The organism is Kitasatospora arboriphila (genome assembly GCF_039528095.1).
GTDB classification, from domain to species: domain Bacteria; phylum Actinomycetota; class Actinomycetes; order Streptomycetales; family Streptomycetaceae; genus Kitasatospora; species Kitasatospora arboriphila.
In genome coordinates this window covers 32,375-49,440 of the sequence record NZ_BAAALD010000019.1, presented here as the reverse complement: position 1 = coordinate 49,440, position 17,066 = coordinate 32,375, and the positions used below count along the sequence as shown (strand labels likewise).

Here is a 17,066-nt window from a genome sequence, read left to right as displayed (position 1 = left end):
GAGGTGCCCCCGGCGCCCCTGAGCTGCTGCCCCGACTGCACCGGCAACCGGACGTACGGTGGACGTGGAGAGGCTCAGCCATGTACTACCCCGACCGTGAGGAAGCGGGCCGCCGGCTGGCGGCCGAACTGCAGCGGTGGCGCGGGGCCGACCCGGTCGTGGTGGCGCTGCCCCGCGGGGGCGTCCCGGTCGCCGCGCCGGTGGCCCGGGCGCTGCGGGCGCCGCTCGACATCTGTGTGATCCGCAAGCTCGGCGTGCCCTTCCAGCCGGAGCTGGGCATGGGGGCGATCGGCGAGGGCGGCGCCCGGGTGGTCAACGACGCGGTGGTGCGCGGCGCCCGGGTCTCGCCCGAGCAGCTCGCCGAGGTCGAGCGGGAGGAGCGGGCCGAGCTGGAGCGCCGCGCCGAGCGGTACCGCCGGGGCCGCTCGCCCGTTCCGCTGGCCGGCCGGACGGTGATCGTGGTGGACGACGGGGTGGCGACCGGCTCGACCGCGCTGGCGGCCTGCCGGATCGTCCGTGCCCGCGGGGCGGCCCGGGTGGTGCTGGCGGTGCCGGTGGCGCCGCAGGACTGGGCGGCCCGGCTGGGCGGGGACGTCGACGACCTGGTCTGCCCGCACACCCCGGCCCGGTTCTGGGCGATCGGCGAGTTCTACACGGACTTCTCGCAGACCTCGGACGCCGAGGTGATCGCCCTGCTCGACGAGGCCGCGGCCCGGCAGCAGCAGCCGGAGGACCCGGAGATCACCCTGGAGGCGGGCGGCGTGGAGCTGCTGGGGGTGCTGACCCGGCCGCAGGACGCCCTCGGCCTGGTGCTGTTCGCGCACGGCAGCGGCAGCGGCCGGCTCAGTCCGCGCAACCGGTACGTGGCGGGCGAACTCAACCGGGCCGGGCTGGCGACACTGCTGTTCGACCTGCTCACCCCGGCCGAGGAGATCGACCGGGAGAAGGTCTTCGACACGGAGCTGCTCGGCCGGCGGCTGGCGGAGGTGACCCGGCTGGTCACGGCGCGGCCGGACTGCGCCGGACTGCCGGTCGGCTACTTCGGCGCGAGCACCGGCGCGGCCGCGGCGCTGCGGGCGGCCGCCGAGCCGGGTCTGCGGGTGGCCGCGGTGGTCTCCCGCGGCGGGCGGCCTGACCTGGCCGGGCCGGTGCTGGGCGGGGTGTCGGCGCCGGTGCTGCTGATCGTCGGCGGGGCCGACCGCACGGTGCTGGAGCTGAACCGGCGGGCGGAGGCGCAGCTGGGGGCGCCGGCGTCGCTGGCGGTCGTCCCGGACGCAGGCCACCTCTTCGAGGAGCCCGGTGCGCTGGAGGCGGTCGCCGCCCTGGCCGCGGACTGGTTCGCGCAGCACCTCTCGCCGGTGGCCCGATGACTGGGCAATCCGTACAGCCCGCCAGGCCCCGACCTGCTCACCTTGTACACATTGATCAGTGGAAATCGCAGCTGTTGCCCAACCTCCGGACCGAAGGCAAGCTCTGCGCAACCGCTACCGCCCGACCCCTCGCGGTGCGGAGAACCTCAACGTGGAGGAGCACCGATGACCGCCAACGCCGTGGAACTCACCCCCGCCGAGCTGGAGGCCGGCCTCGACGCCGAGCAGCTCCGCACGCTCGTCGGCCTGGTCGAGCACGACCCCGCGGGCGACCCCTTCCCGGTGACCGCCCAGGACGCGGTGGTGTTCGTCGTCGGCAACGCCACCCAGACGGCGCAGTTCTACCAGGCCGTGTTCGGCATGGAGCTGGTCGCCTACTCCGGCCCGGAGACCGGCCGCCGCGACCGCAAGGCCTTCGTGCTGCGCTCCGGCTCGTGCCGCTTCGTGATCAAGGGCGGTGTCTCCCCGGACAGCCCGCTGCTGGACCACCACCGCCGGCACGGCGACGGCGTGGTCGACCTGGCGCTGGAGGTGCCGGACGTCGACAAGTGCATCGCGCACGCCCGCGCCCAGGGCGCCACCGTCCTGGAGGAGCCGAACGACGTCTCCGACGAGAACGGCACCGTGCGCCGCGCCGCGATCGCCACCTACGGCGAGACCCGGCACACCCTGATCGACCGCTCCCGCTACAACGGCCCGTACCTGCCCGGCTACGTCGTCGCCGAGAGCAAGGTGCAGCGGCCCGCCGGCGCGCCGAAGCGGCTGTTCCAGGCGCTGGACCACGCGGTCGGCAACGTCGAGCTCGGCAAGATGGACGAGTGGGTCTCGTTCTACAACCGGGTCATGGGCTTCGTGAACATGGCCGAGTTCGTCGGCGACGACATCGCCACCGAGTACTCCGCGCTGATGTCCAAGGTCGTCGCGAGCGGCAACCACCGGGTGAAGTTCCCGCTGAACGAGCCGGCGATCGCGAAGAAGAAGTCGCAGATCGACGAGTACCTGGAGTTCTACACCGGCGCCGGCTGCCAGCACATGGCCCTCGCCACCAACGACATCCTCACCACCGTCGACGTGCTGCGTTCGCGCGGCGTCGAGTTCCTCAACACCCCGGACTCCTACTACGACGACCCGGCGCTGCGCGAGCGGATCGGCAAGGTCCGCGTGCCGATCGAGGAGCTGAAGTCCCGCGGCATCCTGGTCGACCGCGACGAGGACGGCTACCTGCTGCAGATCTTCACCAAGCCGATCGGCGACCGCCCGACCGTCTTCTACGAGTTCATCGAGCGGCACGGTTCGCTGGGCTTCGGCAAGGGCAACTTCAAGGCGCTCTTCGAGGCCATCGAGCGCGAGCAGGAGAAGCGCGGAAACCTCTGACCCACCCCCTGACGAGGAGACCGGGACATGGCGCACTACCGGCAGCTGGGCGACATCCCGCCCAAGCGGCACACCCAGCACCGCACGCCCGAGGGCGGGCTGTACTACGAGGAGTTGATGGGCGAGGAGGGCTTCAGCTCGGACTCCTCGCTGCTCTACCACCGGGGCATCCCCTCGGCGATCGTGGACGCCCGGCCGTGGGAGCTGCCGAGCCAGGCCACCACGCCCAACCTTCCGCTGATCCCCCGCCACCTGAAGCTGCACCAGCTCTTCGGCGAGGAGTGGAAGGGCACCGACGTGGTGGCCGGGCGCCGCCTCGTCCTCGGCAACTCCGACGTGCGGATCTCGTACGTGGTCGCCGGGGCGCCCAGCGAGCTGTACCGCAACGGGCTCGGCGACGAGTGCGTGTACGTGGAGGACGGCGAGGCCACCGTGGAGACGGTGTTCGGCTCGCTGGACGTCCACCGCGGCGACTACGTGATCATCCCGCGGGCCACCACGCACCGCTGGGTGCCCACCGGCGACGGCCCGCTGCGCGCGTACTGCATCGAGGCGAACAGCCACATCACCCCGCCGAAGCGCTACCTGTCCCGGTTCGGGCAGCTGCTGGAGCACGCGCCGTACTGCGAGCGGGACCTGCGCGGGCCGGTCGGGCCGCTGCTGGTCGACGGCGCGGACGTCGACGTGCTGGTCAAGCACCGCGGCACCCACGGCGTGGTCGGCACCCGCTACACCGTGCCGCACCACCCGTTCGACGTGGTCGGCTGGGACGGCTGCCTGTACCCGTACGCCTTCAACATCGAGGACTACGAGCCGATCACCGGCAGGATCCACCAGCCGCCGCCGGTGCACCAGGTGTTCGAGGGCAACAACTTCGTCATCTGCAACTTCGTGCCGCGCAAGGTGGACTACCACCCGCTGTCGATCCCGGTGCCGTACTACCACTCCAACGTGGACAGCGACGAGGTCATGTTCTACTGCGGCGGCGACTACGAGGCCCGCAAGGGCTCGGGCATCGGCCAGGGCTCGATCTCGCTGCACCCCGGCGGCCACACCCACGGCCCGCAGCCGGGCGCGTACGAGCGCTCGATCGGCGCCGAGTTCTTCGACGAGCTCGCCGTCATGGTCGACACCTTCAAGCCGCTGGAGCTCGGCGAGGGCGGCACCGCGAGCGAGGACCCGGGCTACGCCTGGACGTGGTCGGGCGGACGGGGGCCGGGCCGGTGACGCCGCTGTACGCAGGGCTCTTCGACGACGCCGCGCTCTTCCCGCCCGGCGACCTGCCGCTCGCCGAGGCGGTGCCGGCCCACCGCGGCCACCGCACCGCCTGGTACGCGGAGACGGTCGGCCCGTTCCTCTGCGGCCCCGGCCGGCTGGCGGACCTGGTGCGCACCGCCGGCACCGGCCCGCTGCCGGTCGGGCTGGTACTGCCGGGGGGCAGTGCGGGCCCGGCCACGGCGCTCAAGGAGGCCGCCGGCCTCGACGTGGTGAGCATCGAGATCGCCACCGACGACGTCGCCGCCACGGTGGCGCAGCTCGCCGCGGAACTTCCCGAGGGCATCGCCGCGGCCGTCGAACTGCCGCGCGACGGCCGGACGGAGGACTCGCTGGACGCCCTGGCCGGCACCCCCCACCGGGCCAAGTACCGCACCGGCGGGCTCACCGCCGGGGCCTTCCCGCCGGTCGGCGAGCTGGCCGCCTTCCTGGTCGGCTGCGCCGAGCGGGCGGTGCCGTACAAGTGCACCGCCGGGCTGCACCACGCCGTCCGGCACACCGATCCGGTGACCGGCTTCGAGCACCACGGCTTCCTCAACGTGCTGCTGGCCGCCGCCGCGGGCGACCGGGACGGCGCGGTGGCGGCGCTGGAGGAGCGCTCGCCGGCCGTGGTCGCGGCCGCGGTGGCCGCCCTGACGGACGACCGGGTCGCCGCCGCCCGCCGCTCGTTCACCTCCTTCGGCACCTGCAGCATCGCCGAACCCCTCGCCGACCTGGCCGACCTCGGCCTGCTCCACCCACCCACGCTGGAGGACCGTTGACCTGGCTCGCCATCCCGCAGGACTCGCCGTACGGCATCCACAACCTGCCGTACGGCGTCTTCAGCGCGAACGACCAGCCCGGCCGCCGCCGGATCGGCGTGCGGATCGGCGACCACGTGCTGGACGCCGGCGCGGCCGCCCGGGCCGTCGGCGCGCCGTCCGTGCTGCTCGACGCCGACACCCTCAACCCGCTGATGGCGGCCGGCCGGCGCACCTGGCGCGAGGTCCGCGGCGCCCTCACCGAGTGGCTCGCCGACGAGGCGCACCGCCCGGCGGTCGCCCCCTGTCTGCTGCCGCTCGCCGAGGTCGAACTGCACCTGCCGTTCGAGGTCGCCGACTACGTCGACTTCTACGCCTCCGAGCACCACGCCTCCAACCTCGGCCGGATCTTCCGCCCGGGCTCGGAGCCGCTCACCCCCAACTGGAAGCACCTGCCGATCGGCTACCACGGCCGGGCCGGCACGGTGGTGGTCTCCGGCACGCCGGTGGTCCGCCCGAGCGGCCAGCGCAAGGCCCCCGCCGACGCGGCGCCGGGCTTCGGCAAGTCCCGCCGGCTCGACATCGAGGCCGAGGTCGGCTTCGTCGTCGGCGCGCCGAGCGAGCTCGGCACGGCCGTCCCGATGTCGGCCTTCCGCGAGCACGTCTTCGGCGTCTGCCTGCTCAACGACTGGTCCGCACGCGACATCCAGGCGTGGGAGTACGTGCCGCTCGGCCCCTTCCTGGGCAAGTCCTTCGCCACCTCGGTCTCGCCCTGGATCGTCCCGCTGGACGCCCTGGAGCACGCCCGGGTCGCGCCGCCCGCCCGCGACGTGGAGCCGCTCGGCTACCTCGACGACCGCGGCGGCGAGCCGTGGGGCCTCGACCTGGCCATCGAGGTGTCGCTGAACGGCCACCGGATCTCCCGGCCGCCGTTCGCCACCATGTACTGGACGGCCGCCCAGCAGCTCGCCCACATGACGGTCAACGGCGCCTCGCTGCGCACCGGCGACCTGTTCGCCTCCGGCACCGTCAGCGGCCCCGAGGTGGACACCCGCGGCGCCCTGATCGAGCTCACCTGGAACGGCGAGAACCCGGTCAAGCTGCCCGACGGCACCACCCGCACCTTCCTGGAGGACGGCGACGAGGTGGTGATGACCGCCACCGCCCCCGGCCCCGACGGCAGCCGGATCGGCTTCGGCGAGGTCACCGGCCGCATCCTGCCCTGACCCGCGGGCTGCCCCGGCGCACCGCCCGGTCGCCTGCCCCGACCGCCCCGCTCAGCCGGGGTGGACGGGGCAGGCGACCGGGCGGAAGGTCTTCCGCGGCCCGCTGACCGGACGCAGTTCGGCCTGCCAGCGGTCGTCGATCACCCCGCGGCTGAGCCGCAGCAGCTGGTTGGCCCCCTCGGCCAGCCTGCCCCGGTAGTCGTCGACCGCGGACCCGTCCTCGGCCACCGCCAGGGCGACGCCCTCGACGAAGCAGATCGGGCAGCCCTCGGTCAGCCGCACCGAGGTGCTCACCGGCTCGTCCGCGATGCCCTGGACGAGCACCGTGCCGAACGGTGCCACCGCCAGGACCAGGAGTCTCGGACCGTCCGCCCGCTCCGCCGCCGCCAGGATCTCCCCCCGCAACTCCGCGGGGGCGGCGACTCTGACCCGGCCGAGCACCGCGACGGCGAGCGCGACCTGCAGCAGGGCCAGCGCCAGCACCGCGAAGACGACCGGCACCAGCCAGCCCGCGCCCGGCCCGAGCCCCCGCCACAGCGCGATCCCGCCCACGACCACGATCAGCGCCATGCTGCCCGCGTTGGGGCCGCGCCGGAAGGTCGTCCGCCCGAGCAGCAGCACCAGCGCCACCGCGAGGGTGATGTCCAGAAAGGTTCCCATGCCCGCCCCTCACCGCCGGTTCCGCCGACCGGTCACCCGTATCGTTTCCCCCGGCACGGCCTTCGAGACGGGAGCAGGGGCATGAGTGTGCAGGTCCGACGGGACGGCGGGGCGGGGCGGATCGTCCTGGACCGGCCGAGGGCGCTGAACGCGCTGACCCACGGGATGCTCCTGGAGGTCCGCGACACCCTGCTGGCCTGGGCCGACGACGACGCCGTGCGCACCGTGGTGCTCACCGGGGCCGGGGAGCGAGGGTTGTGCGCGGGCGCCGACATCCGGGAGCTGCACGACGACGCGCTGGCCGGCGGGGCCGGCGCCCGGGTGTTCTTCGCCGACGAGTACCGGCTGAACCACCTGATCTCCCGCTACCCCAAGCCGTACGTCGCCGTGATGGACGGCATCACCATGGGCGGCGGCGTCGGCCTCTCCGGGCACGGCTCCGTCCGGGTCGTCACCGAGCGGTCGAACGTCGCCATGCCGGAGACCCGGATCGGCCTGATGCCGGACGTCGGCGGCAGCCGGCTGCTCGCCCTCGCCCCCGGCGGGCTCGGCACCCACCTGGCGCTCACCTCCGGCTCGATGGGCCCCGGCGACGCGCTGCTGTGCGGCTTCGCCGACCACTTCGTGCCCGTCGCCGCGCTGGAGTCGTTCACCGCCGCGCTCGCCGGCACCGACCCGGCCGAGGCGCTCGCCGCGCACGCCGCCGAACCGCCGGCCGCCGCCCTCGCCGGGCACCGCGGGTGGATCGACCACTGCTACGCCCCCGACACCGTCGAGGAGATCCTCGACCGGCTCGACGCCGCCGGCGAGCCCGCGGGGCCCGCGCCCGCCGCGGAGATCCGCGCCAAGTCGCCGACCGCCCTCAAGGTCACCCTCGCCGCGCTGCGCCGGGCCCGCGGCCACCGCAGCCTCGGCGAGACCCTGGAGCAGGAGTACGTGATCTCCTGCGCCGCGCTGGACTCGCACGACCTGGTCGAGGGGATCCGCGCCCAGGTGGTCGACAAGGACCGCGACCCGCAGTGGAAGCCGGCCGCGCTCGCCGACGTCACCGCCGAGGACGTGGCCCGCTTCTTCGTACCGACCGGCGACCCGCTCGGCCTGGGTCCGGCCTGAGGTGACGACCGTCTCGCCTGGCGAGACTGGCGCACCGACCGGTCGGTCGGAGATCGTATCCACCGTCAGGACGCGCGCCGAGCGGCGGCGCAGCGAAGGGAGTCAAGGACGATGACCGAGTACGAGACGATCCTGGTGGACCGCAAGGGCCGGGTCGGCATCATCACGCTCAACCGGCCGAAGGCGCTCAACGCGCTGAACACGCAGCTGATGAACGAGGTCGTGGCCGCCGCCACCGCCTTCGACCGTGACCCGGAGATCGGCTGTCTGGTCGTCACCGGCTCGGAGAAGGCCTTCGCGGCCGGTGCCGACATCAAGGAGATGCAGGGCAACCGCTTCCCCGACGTCTACCTGGACGACTGGCTCGGCCCGTGGGACCGGCTCGGCCAGCTCCGCAAGCCGGTGGTCGCCGCGGTCGCCGGCTTCGCCCTCGGCGGCGGCTGCGAGCTCGCCATGCTCTGCGACATCCTGATCGCCGCCGACACCGCGAAGTTCGGCCAGCCGGAGATCAAGCTCGGCGTGATCCCCGGCATCGGCGGCTCGCAGCGGCTCACCCGCGCCGTCGGCAAGGCCAAGGCGATGGAGCTCTGCCTGACCGGCCGGATGATGGGCGCCGAGGAGGCCGAGCGGGCCGGCCTGGTCTCCCGGATCGTCCCCGCCGCCGACCTGCTGACCGAGGCGATGGCCGTCGCGGAGACCGTCGCCGCGATGTCGGCGCCGGCCGCGGTGATGATGAAGGAGAGTGTCAACCGCGCCTTCGAGACCACCCTCGCCGAGGGCGTCCGCTTCGAGCGCCGGCTGTTCCACGCGGCCTTCGCCACGGCCGACCAGAAGGAGGGCATGGCCGCCTTCGCCGAGAAGCGCAAGCCCGAGTTCCAGGGCCGCTGACGGCCCGTCGGCCCCGCCCGGCCCCGGTGTGCGATCCATTGCGCACCGGGGCCGCTGCCTGCGACGATCGCAGCTCGCGACAGCAGGGGGGTTCGACCATGTGGAGTTTCTTCCGCCGGCGCCGGAACGGTGGGGCCGCACCGGCCGACGCCCCGCCGCCCGCACCCGCCGCGGCCGCGGCGCGGCCCGCCGCACCGGCCCGCAACGGCGCCGGCCCGGCGATCAGCCTCGACAAGCTGCAGGCCACCGCGCCCTCGCTGGTGTCGCTGTACAAGACGGCCGGGGTCTCGCTGCGCAAGCAGGGCCTGGACGGCCGGCGCGCCGCCGTCTACCTGGTGCTCGACCACTCCGCCTCGATGAGCGGCCTCTACCGGGACGGCTCGGTGCAGCGCCTCGCCGAGCAGTCGCTGGCGCTCTCCGCCAACCTCGACGACGACGGCACCGTCCCGGTGGTGCTCTTCAACGACCGGGCGTACGAGGCGCAGGAGGTCGTGATCGGGCGGCACGACGGTGCGGTGCAGCAGGTGCGGGCGGCGGTCGGCGCCAAGTTCGGCGGCACCCGGTACGCCCCGGCGATGAAGGCCGTGCTGAAGCACTACGCGGAGTGCGGGGCGACCGACCCGGCCTTCGTGATCTTCCAGACGGACGGTGCCGCCTTCGACAAGAAGGACGTGCTGGCGCTGATCCGCTCCTCCTCGCAGCTGCCGGTCTTCTGGCAGTTCCTCGGCTTCGGCGAGCACGACGCCAAGCACTTCGCCTTCCTCCGCTCACTGACCGGCCTGGCCGGCCGGGCCACGCCGAACGCCGGCTTCTGCGCCACCGGCCGGAACCCGCGCTCGCTCGCCGACGACACCCTGTACGGACGGCTGCTGGCCGCCTACCCCGCCTGGCTGGAGGCGGCGAAGGCGGCCGGCGTCACCGGCTGAACCTCACGGCTCCGACGTCACGGGCCCGGCGGCCGGCGGTTCCGGACTGCGCGGTTCGGGACTGCGCGGTTCGGGACTGCGCGGTTCAGGACTGCGCGGTTGCGGCGGTACGGCGGGCGGCACCGGCGCGGCGAGCCGGGCCAGGCCGCTGCGGGTGGCGGCGACCACGACCCGGTCGCCGGCCGCCAGCCGGTGGGCCCGGTCCGCGAAGTTCCACTGCAGGTCGGCGAGCCGCCGGGCGAGCCGGACGGCGAGCACCCGGACGCCGCCGGGCTGCTCGATGCCGCGCAGGTCCCGGCCGGCCAGGCCCGAGGCGTCGTCGACGGCGACCTCGGCGATCAGCAGCACGTGCCGGTACACCGAGAGGGTGCCCAGCACCTCACGGCCCATCAGCGCCGCGGCGAAGGCCGGCGCGGACAGGTACGAGACGGAGCGGGAGGCGACGTTGCCGAGCGTCGCGTAGACGTGGTGCGCGAAGTCGTCGTCGAACAGCCGGACCACGATCCGCATGTCCGGCCGGACGGCGCGGGCCTCCAGCGCCGCCTCCAGGTTGGCCGCGTCGTCGCTGGTGACGGCGGCCAGCGCCCGGGCCCTGTGGATCCGGGCCCGGCGCAGCTGGCTCTCCAGCGGGGCGTCGCCGACCAGCACCGGGATGCCCCGCGCCCGGACGGCCGCGATGCCGCGGGCCTGCGGGTCCCGTTCGACGCAGACCACCGGCACGCCGGTGTCCTGCACCAGGGTGGCCACCCGGATGCCGACGCTGCCGAGGCCGACCACCACGACGTGGCCGCGCACCCCCGCGCTCGGGGCCCGGGGGACGCCGCGGCGGCCGCTGGCCAGCGCCTCGACCACGACGGCGGTCGCCACCGGCATGAAGGTGATCCCGCAGAAGGTGATGACCACCTGGGCGGCCCTGGCCCAGATCCCGCCCGGCGCGCCCGCCGCCGGGTCGTCCGGCTGGGCGGCGCCGGCGAGGTCGAGCAGCGCGAGGTAGAGCGTCCAGCCGACGTCCCGGTGGGCGAGGTAGAGCACGGCGGTGCTGAGCAGTACGGCGGCGAACGCGGTGCTGAGCACCAGCCGCATCCGGACGCCGGTGACGTAGCGCAGCGCGTCGAGCAGCGTCCAGCGCAACCGGGAGGTCCACGGGATGCGCAGCGGCGGTTCGGAGCCGAGGGCCTGCAGGGCGGCCAGCCCTCCCTGGCCGGCGGCCGGTGCCGGGCGGGCCGTTGTCGCCGTATCTTCGGGCCAGTTCGATGAACTCGGCGGCCCGGCCGGCGGTCTCCGGCAGCAGCCGCAGCCGGGACAGGTCCTGCCGGTCGATCCGGTCGGCGACCAGGCAGAGCCGGCCCGCGCCGATGTCCTCGTCGTACGCGACGTAGAGGTAGCGTCCGCCGACCGGCACCGAGTTGGGGCGGCCGAGGACGCCGTTGGCGAAGGCCGGGGCGGCGGTGGCGGAGCCGGAGAGGGCCGCGCAGTTGGGCAGCAGCCGTTCGATGTGTTCGCCGAGCCGCTGGTTGAACATCCGCAGCACGATCCGGATGCCCGGGTTGGTGCCCTGGGCGGTCAGCGCCGCGTGGATGTTCTGCTGGTCGTCGCCGTCGACCAGGGCGATGCCGAGCGCGCCTTCGACCCCGGCGGCCCGCAGCGCCTCCTCGGTCACCGTGCCGTGCTCCAGTACGGCGGCGACGCCGGGCAGCCGCCCGATCCGCGGCCCGTGGTCGCGGTCCCGGTCCGGCAGCACGGCGACCACCGGCACCTCGTAGTGCTCCGTCAGCTCCAGCACCAGCCGGTGGGCCAGCGCGTTCCCGCCGCACACGATGTAGTGCCCGCGGTGTCCGTCCCCTGTCATACCGGTGAAGCGTATGCGCAGAATCCTTCCGGCGGGCGGCCGGAAGGTGTCTGACGTGTGATCAGTTCGGTGTGCCGCGGCCGGTGTTGCGCAGTCTCCCGGTGCGGTGTCAGGCGGTGGCGGTGACGCCGGCGACCAGGAGCAGCAGGACGGAGGAGACGGCGGTCATCCGGCGGGCCGCGGTCGGGGTGGAGCCGAGGGTGGTGCGGGCGCGGCCGGCGGCCAGGGCGACGGCGGCGTAGACCACGGCGCAGGACAGGACGTTGAGCGCGCCGAGGGCGAGGACCTGGCCGCCGACCGGGAGGGCGGCCGCGGGGTCGACGAACTGCGGGACGAGGGAGAGGTAGAGCAGCAGGCCCTTGGGGTTGAGCAGGGCGGTGAGGACGCTCTGCCGCAGCACGGCGCGGGCGGGCTGGGGCCGGGCCTCGGGCGGGCTGCCGCCGTCGCGGCGCAGCGAGAGCAGCATGGTGACGGCGAGCACCGCGAGGTAGGCGGCACCGGCCCAGCGGAGGGTGGGCAGGACGGCGGGGACGGCGCGCAGGGCGGCGGCGAGTCCGGCGGCGGAGAGCAGGGTGTGGACGGTGTAGCCGGCGCAGACCCCGGCGACGGCGAGCAGCGCGGCGCGGCGGCCCTGGCCGAGCCCGCGGGCGGCGATGAGCAGCCAGTCGGGTCCGGGGGTGCAGACCAGCAGGAGGTCCACCCCCAGGAAGAGGATCAGGGCGTGTGCGTCCATGGCGGTGCGCTGCTCTCCGTGGCCGGCGGTCGGGTGTCGGTGACCGAAGGTAGCCGGAACGGCTGAGCAGCCGATGACCTGTTTGCGCAGTTCATCGGGGTCGTTTGGCAGAATGTTGCGCCATGGACCGCACTGACCGCAGAATCCTCCACGAGCTCCAGCAGGACGGCCGGCTGACCAACGCCGAGCTGGCCGACCGGGTCGGCCTGACGCCCTCGCCCTGCCTGCGGCGGGTGCGGCAGCTGGAGCGGTCCGGGGTGATCCGCGGGTACCGGGCGATGCTGGACGGCGCGGCGGTCGGCTGCGGCTTCCAGCCCTTCGTGACGGTGGTGATGCGGCACGAGGACCGGGCGACGGTCGCCGAGTTCGAGCAGCGGGTGGCCGAGCTGCCCGAGGTGGTCGAGGCGCACCGGCTGTTCGGCGACCCGGACTACCTGCTGAAGATCGCGGTGGCGGACGTCGCAGCGTACGAGCGGTTCATCACCGACGTGCTGTCCGGCCTGCCGGGGATCGCACAGGTCAACTCGCTGATGACGATGAAGCGGGTGAAGGAGGACACCGGCCTGCCGGTCCGGCCCGCCGCGGGCTCCCGCGGCTGATCCCCGCCGCACCGGGACCCACGGCCCCCGGCCCCGGCCTTGGACCCGGACCCGCCGCGCCCGGTCCCCGCCACGCGGCCACCCGTGCGGGTGGTCCCCGGCCGCCGTTCGGCAGCCCAGCGATTGCCGCCCCCGCGGACCGGCCGGACACTCGGAAAGGCCCGGAACACGGACGACGGAACGAGGTGGAGACCATGGCGGTCTGCGTGGTGTGCAAGAACGACTACTGGCTGTCCTTCGAGATCAAGACGGTCAGCGGCGACACGTACACCTTCGACAGCTTCGAGTGCGCGATGGAGAAGCTCGCGCCGCGCTGCGAGCACTGCAGCGTGCGGATCGTCGGCCACGGCGTGGAGGTGGCCGGCATGTTCTTCTGCTGCGGCAACTGCGCGCGGGCCAACGGCGGGCTGGGCGACCAGATCCGCGACGCGGTCGGCGCCCATCCCGGCAGCTGAGCGGGCGGCCCGGCCGCCGCCGCGCGAGGACGGCGGCCGGGTGGAGTGCGCCGGACGGCGAGCTGCTCAGATCCGGGCGTGCGAGCCGATGTCCGCCGTGAACTCCTCCGTCATCGCCGGGGTGACGGTCGGCCGGCACTGGGCGATGGCGGCGAGGTAGTCCTCCGTGGCGGCCCCTGCCGCGGCCGCCCGCTCCCCCTCGGCGGGCTCGCCGAGATCGCGTTCGAACGCCGCCTGGGCCGCGATCCGGGCGGCGTGTTCGATGTCGGCGGGGGTGAACAGCCCGCTGGCGGCGACCAGGGCGTCGAGGTCGACCCCGGCCCGGCCCGCCGCGTACCGGGACCAGATCGCACGGCGGGCCGCCGCGTCCGGGGTGCCGATCGGGACGAGGTAGTCGAACCGGCCGTGGCGCAGGAAGGCCGGGTCGAGCGAGCGGATCGAGTTGGTCGCGCACACCAGCAGGCGCTCCTCCCCCTCGCGGAACCCCGGGATCAGCTTGAGCAGTTCGTTGGTGACCCCGTGCATGCCGCCGGCCGCGCCCTCGCCGCGCACCGGGGCGATCTCCTCGACCTCGTCGATGAAGACCAGCACCCGCTCCAGTTCGGCGATCCGGGCGAAGGCCGTGCGCAGTGCCGCGGCGAGGTTGCCCTCGTCGGCGAGCCGCGACGGCAGCAGTTCCACGAACGGCCAGCCGAGCCGGGAGGCGACCGCCCGGGCGAAGGTGGTCTTGCCGGTGCCGGGCGGGCCGAACAGCGCGACGGCCCGCGGCGGCCGGACGCCGTGCCGGGCGGCCCGCTCGGGCTCGGCGAGCGGCAGCACCACCCGGCGTTCGATCAGCGCCTTCTCGGCCTCCATGCCGGCCACCTTCTGCCACAGGTCGCCGGGCAGCACCCGGCCGCCGAGCTCCTCCAGCAGACCGGCCGACGGCCCGTGCTGCGGCTCGGTCTTCTCGAAGTAGGCGACGGCCGGCCGACGGCTGTACCCGGCGTTGTGCAGGCCCTCGCCGAGCTGCTCCTCCTCCGGCAGGACGTAGGCGATCCGCCGGACCCGGCGGTCCACCAGCCGGCGTTCGAGCTCGCGGAGCAGGGCGCTGGCGAGTCCGCGGCCGCGCCAGCCCGGGGCGATGGCGATCCGCATCACCCAGGCCCGGTCCCCCGCGACGTGGGCGAGGGCCGCGCCGATCGGGGCGCCGCGGCTGACCGCGACCACCGCAGGCTGCCGGGAGGTGAGCGCGGTGATGCACTCGGCCAGCGAGAACACCGACTCCTGGCCGAGGCCGGCGGTGGTGTCGATGAGATGGACGACCGCCGCCAGGTCGTCCTCGCGGTAGTCGTGGATCAGCCACTCGGTGGTGGACACCTGCACGGTGCGCGCCTCTCGTCCGTCCTGGTGGGATGCCAGGACGGTAGGGGGAGGCGGTGGGCGGCGGCGCCTGCCGGAGCGGACAAGCGACCGGGTGCGAACCGTACGGACTGCGGGTGGCCGGCCGCGCCGCGAAAGGGCAGGTCGGGGAGGTTCGGGAAAGCCCGGAGGGCTCAGGAAGCTCCGAGGGCTCAGGAAGCTCCGAGGGCTCAGAAGGTGAAGCGCAGCGAGCGGACCCGGTGGTCGAAGCTGGACGGGATCAGCACCGGCTCGCCGACCGAGCGCAGCTCGGGCATCCGGGTGAACAGCTCGCGGAAGAGCACCTTCATCTCCTGCCGGGCCAGGTAGGCGCCGAGGCAGAAGTGCGGGCCGCCGCCGCCGAAACCGAGGTGCGGGTTGGGCGAGCGGGTGATGTCGAAGGCGTCCGGGTCGGTGAAGACCGCCTCGTCGCGGTTGGCGGAGGCGAAGAACAGCACCACCTTCTCGCCCTGGGCGAGCCGGGTGCCGTTGAGGACGTGGTCGACCGCGACGGTGCGGCGGAACTGGATGATCGGGCTGGAGTGCCGGACGATCTCCTCCGCCGCGCCGCCGATCCGCGCGTCGAAGTCCTCCGTCAGCAGGGCGCGTTGGGCCGGGTGGCTGGTGAGCAGGTGCAGGCCGTGGGCGAGCGCGTTGCGGGTGGTCTCCACGCCGGCGACCAGCAGCAGCGAGAAGAAGGCGCCCAGCTCGCGGGCGTTGAGGTGGCGGCCGTCGACGTCGGCGGTGACCAGCGCGGAGATCAGGTCCTCGGTCGGCCGGCGGCGGCGCTCGCGGCCGAGCGCCGCGATCACCAACTGCATCCGGGCCAGCGCCCGCAGGCCCCGCCCGGGCACCCGCAGCCGGCCGCGGGCCACCCCGGTGTGCTCCGAGGCGTGGTTGACCTGGGCGAGGATCTGCCGCCGCTGCCGCTCGGGGATGCCCATCATGTTGCAGATCACCTGGTAGGGCAGCTCCGCGGCGACGGCGGTGACGAAGTCCTCCGGGCGGCGGTCGAGCACCTCGTCGGCGATCCGCACCGCGACCCGGCGGATGTCCTCCTCGACCCGGGAGATCAGCCGCGGGGTGAAGGCGCGGGAGACGATCCGGCGCAGGTCGGCGTGGCGCGGGTCGTCCAGGTTGACCATCGAGTCGCCGAACACCGTCCGCACCCAGCGGGCCGGCTCGGGCGTGGTCACGCCCGGGCCGCTGATGAACACCTCCGGGGTGCGGCTGGCGGCGACCACGTCGGCGTGCCGGACGAGCGCGAGGAAGCTCCGGCCGGTGGCCCGGTGGGTGAAGCGCACCGGGCCGTCCAGGCGCCGGAGTTCGGCGAAGGCCGCGGACCGGTCGGCCTCCGGCAGCCGCCAGAAGCCGGGATCGGCGAGGTCGACGCCCGCGGGGGCGGGCGGGGTCGCGGTGGCCTGGGTGCCTGCCGGTGCGCTCATGACGGCTTTTATCTTCCACCCGGTGGCGGAAAGTCAAATCGCCGTGACTCGCTGTGGTTTCACTTCCCCAGGTCGATGGCGTGATCCGATCGGTGGGCCGGGGCGGAGCCGCTGCCGCGGGCGTCGTCCTCGTCCTCCTCGTCGTCGTCCGGCTCGTCCGACGCCTCGTCCGACGGCTCCACCGGAGCCAGGTCGCGGCCCAGCAGGGTGGCGCCGGCCACCGCGCCGGGCATCGCCAGCACCGTCACGAACGGCACCAGGAACAGCAGTACCAGCGGCACGCCGAAGCCGAGCGCCAGACCGAGGCGGGACCGCAGCAGGCGCAGCCGCTCCTTCTGCGGGACGCTGCGGCGCTGCAGCGCCACCGCGGTGAGCTCGGCGGTCAGGAAGTACCCGGACACCACGAAGCCGATCGCCGGGACGGCGGTCTGGCCGACCACCGGCAGGAAGCCGCAGAGGAAGAGCACCAGGCCGATCGCGGCGACCCGGACGAGGACGTACAGGCTGTCCCGCGCCGAGATCCACAGCTCGCGCCAGAGCGGTACGTCGGGGCGGGCCGGAGCGCCGCCCTCCGTCTCGTCGACCTTCTCGCAGAGCGACTCGTAGAACGGCTGGCCGACCAGCAGGGTCACCGCGGTGAAGGTGATCACCGACAGCAGCCCGCCGACGGCGACCGCGGTCACCGCGAGCGCACCTCGCAGCAGGCCCTGCCAGGGCGAGCCCCAGCCGTCGGCGAACGGCGTCGCCCAGTCGGCGAGGTCGCCCGCGTACAGCACGAGCGCCGTCATCGCACCGGCGTAACCGACCAGGGTGATCAGCGCCGGGATCATCCCGAAGCCCCACCAGCGCCCGTGCCGGGCCACCCAGCGCTGGCCCTTGAGGAGGTACCCGATCCCCGCCGCAACATCTCGCATGGCCCCAGCCTACGGGCCGGGCGCACCCCATGATCGCCTACGGGGTCGCGGTCGCGGCACAAGGGGGTAACGGGTCGTCCCGGCCACGGGCGCCCGGAGCCCGGGCGGTGACGGACCGT

At 74.2% G+C, this 17,066-nt stretch carries 16 protein-coding genes and 1 pseudogene; 10 read left to right on the top strand and 7 right to left on the bottom strand.

What is annotated here, in order from left to right:
* The first annotated feature begins 80 nt into the window (after window positions 1-80).
* From ABD353_RS12875 to fahA, 5 genes are all read left to right on the top strand, one after another.
* Window positions 81-1,370, top strand: coding sequence for a phosphoribosyltransferase family protein (locus ABD353_RS12875; protein ID WP_344623676.1), 1,290 nt, complete (start codon window positions 81-83; stop codon window positions 1,368-1,370).
* Window positions 1,371-1,535: 165 nt separating this feature from the next.
* Window positions 1,536-2,744 (top strand): 4-hydroxyphenylpyruvate dioxygenase, encoded by a 1,209-nt coding sequence (hppD, locus tag ABD353_RS12870; protein WP_344623675.1) that lies wholly within the window; start codon window positions 1,536-1,538, stop codon window positions 2,742-2,744.
* Between the two features lie 27 nt (window positions 2,745-2,771).
* Window positions 2,772-3,971: a homogentisate 1,2-dioxygenase gene (locus ABD353_RS12865; RefSeq protein ID WP_344623674.1), complete on the top strand. Its 1,200-nt coding sequence runs from the start codon at window positions 2,772-2,774 to the stop codon at window positions 3,969-3,971.
* Window positions 3,968-4,780: a hypothetical protein gene (locus ABD353_RS12860; RefSeq protein WP_344623673.1), complete on the top strand. Its 813-nt coding sequence runs from the start codon at window positions 3,968-3,970 to the stop codon at window positions 4,778-4,780. The genes ABD353_RS12865 and ABD353_RS12860 overlap by 4 nt, the downstream gene beginning before the upstream one ends.
* Window positions 4,777-5,985: a fumarylacetoacetase gene (gene fahA, locus ABD353_RS12855; protein WP_344623672.1), complete on the top strand. Its 1,209-nt coding sequence runs from the start codon at window positions 4,777-4,779 to the stop codon at window positions 5,983-5,985. Before ABD353_RS12860 ends, fahA begins: the two co-directional genes overlap by 4 nt.
* Window positions 5,986-6,036: 51 nt before the next feature.
* Here the strand turns inward: fahA and ABD353_RS12850 are convergent, their stop codons facing one another.
* Window positions 6,037-6,645 (bottom strand): hypothetical protein, encoded by a 609-nt coding sequence (locus tag ABD353_RS12850; RefSeq protein ID WP_344623671.1) that lies wholly within the window; start codon window positions 6,643-6,645, stop codon window positions 6,037-6,039.
* 81 nt (window positions 6,646-6,726) lie between these two features.
* Between ABD353_RS12850 and ABD353_RS12845 the strand changes: the two genes are divergently transcribed.
* The 3 genes from ABD353_RS12845 (at window position 6,727) to ABD353_RS12835 (ending at window position 9,572) form a co-directional block, all read left to right on the top strand.
* Window positions 6,727-7,758: an enoyl-CoA hydratase/isomerase family protein gene (locus ABD353_RS12845; protein ID WP_344623670.1), complete on the top strand. Its 1,032-nt coding sequence runs from the start codon at window positions 6,727-6,729 to the stop codon at window positions 7,756-7,758.
* Between the two features lie 111 nt (window positions 7,759-7,869).
* Entirely contained in the window at window positions 7,870-8,646 is a 777-nt protein-coding gene (locus ABD353_RS12840) for an enoyl-CoA hydratase (RefSeq protein ID WP_095872351.1), read from the top strand.
* 98 nt (window positions 8,647-8,744) lie between these two features.
* Window positions 8,745-9,572 carry a VWA domain-containing protein gene (locus ABD353_RS12835; protein WP_344623669.1) on the top strand — a complete coding sequence of 276 codons (828 nt, stop codon included), beginning with the start codon at window positions 8,745-8,747 and terminating at the stop codon, window positions 9,570-9,572.
* Between the two features lie 3 nt (window positions 9,573-9,575).
* On the opposite strand, the gene ABD353_RS12830 is transcribed toward ABD353_RS12835, so the two are convergent.
* From ABD353_RS12830 to ABD353_RS12820, 3 genes and pseudogenes are all read right to left on the bottom strand, one after another.
* Window positions 9,576-10,703 carry an NAD-binding protein gene (locus tag ABD353_RS12830; protein ID WP_344623668.1) on the bottom strand — a complete coding sequence of 376 codons (1,128 nt, stop codon included), beginning with the start codon at window positions 10,701-10,703 and terminating at the stop codon, window positions 9,576-9,578.
* Between the two features lie 418 nt (window positions 10,704-11,121).
* Window positions 11,122-11,421, bottom strand: a pseudogene (locus tag ABD353_RS40405) (NAD-binding protein); the annotation flags it as partial.
* Between the two features lie 109 nt (window positions 11,422-11,530).
* Window positions 11,531-12,154, bottom strand: coding sequence for a LysE family translocator (locus ABD353_RS12820; protein ID WP_344623666.1), 624 nt, complete (start codon window positions 12,152-12,154; stop codon window positions 11,531-11,533).
* Between the two features lie 122 nt (window positions 12,155-12,276).
* On the opposite strand from ABD353_RS12820, the gene ABD353_RS12815 reads away from it, so the two are divergent.
* Together ABD353_RS12815 and ABD353_RS12810 are read left to right on the top strand one after the other, a co-directional pair.
* A complete protein-coding gene (locus tag ABD353_RS12815) occupies window positions 12,277-12,753 on the top strand; it encodes an Lrp/AsnC family transcriptional regulator (protein WP_344623665.1) in 477 nt (158 codons plus the stop codon).
* Between the two features lie 194 nt (window positions 12,754-12,947).
* Window positions 12,948-13,208, top strand: coding sequence for a hypothetical protein (locus tag ABD353_RS12810; RefSeq protein WP_030265899.1), 261 nt, complete (start codon window positions 12,948-12,950; stop codon window positions 13,206-13,208).
* 66 nt (window positions 13,209-13,274) lie between these two features.
* Here ABD353_RS12810 and ABD353_RS12805 read toward each other — a convergent pair whose 3' ends face one another.
* From ABD353_RS12805 to ABD353_RS12795, 3 genes are all read right to left on the bottom strand, one after another.
* On the bottom strand, window positions 13,275-14,567 hold the full coding sequence (locus ABD353_RS12805; RefSeq protein ID WP_344623664.1) for an ATP-binding protein: 1,293 nt from the start codon (window positions 14,565-14,567) through the stop codon (window positions 13,275-13,277).
* 212 nt (window positions 14,568-14,779) lie between these two features.
* Window positions 14,780-16,033, bottom strand: a complete 1,254-nt coding sequence (locus ABD353_RS12800) for a cytochrome P450 (RefSeq protein WP_344623663.1) — start codon at window positions 16,031-16,033, stop codon at window positions 14,780-14,782.
* A 59-nt stretch (window positions 16,034-16,092) separates the two neighbouring features.
* Window positions 16,093-16,947: an EI24 domain-containing protein gene (locus tag ABD353_RS12795; RefSeq protein WP_344623662.1), complete on the bottom strand. Its 855-nt coding sequence runs from the start codon at window positions 16,945-16,947 to the stop codon at window positions 16,093-16,095.
* Between the last annotated feature and the right edge of the window lie 119 nt (window positions 16,948-17,066).

Coding starts and splice junctions, on each gene's coding strand:
- ABD353_RS12875 (WP_344623676.1), top strand. CDS start 81: ATGTACTACCCCGACCGTGAGGAAGCGGGCCGCCGGCTGGCGGCCGAA.
- ABD353_RS12795 (WP_344623662.1), bottom strand. CDS start 16,947: ATGCGAGATGTTGCGGCGGGGATCGGGTACCTCCTCAAGGGCCAGCGC.
- ABD353_RS12840 (WP_095872351.1), top strand. CDS start 7,870: ATGACCGAGTACGAGACGATCCTGGTGGACCGCAAGGGCCGGGTCGGC.
- ABD353_RS12800 (WP_344623663.1), bottom strand. CDS start 16,033: ATGAGCGCACCGGCAGGCACCCAGGCCACCGCGACCCCGCCCGCCCCC.
- ABD353_RS12820 (WP_344623666.1), bottom strand. CDS start 12,154: ATGGACGCACACGCCCTGATCCTCTTCCTGGGGGTGGACCTCCTGCTG.
- hppD (WP_344623675.1), top strand. CDS start 1,536: ATGACCGCCAACGCCGTGGAACTCACCCCCGCCGAGCTGGAGGCCGGC.
- ABD353_RS12850 (WP_344623671.1), bottom strand. CDS start 6,645: ATGGGAACCTTTCTGGACATCACCCTCGCGGTGGCGCTGGTGCTGCTG.
- ABD353_RS12835 (WP_344623669.1), top strand. CDS start 8,745: ATGTGGAGTTTCTTCCGCCGGCGCCGGAACGGTGGGGCCGCACCGGCC.
- ABD353_RS12810 (WP_030265899.1), top strand. CDS start 12,948: ATGGCGGTCTGCGTGGTGTGCAAGAACGACTACTGGCTGTCCTTCGAG.
- ABD353_RS12845 (WP_344623670.1), top strand. CDS start 6,727: ATGAGTGTGCAGGTCCGACGGGACGGCGGGGCGGGGCGGATCGTCCTG.
- ABD353_RS12815 (WP_344623665.1), top strand. CDS start 12,277: ATGGACCGCACTGACCGCAGAATCCTCCACGAGCTCCAGCAGGACGGC.
- ABD353_RS12865 (WP_344623674.1), top strand. CDS start 2,772: ATGGCGCACTACCGGCAGCTGGGCGACATCCCGCCCAAGCGGCACACC.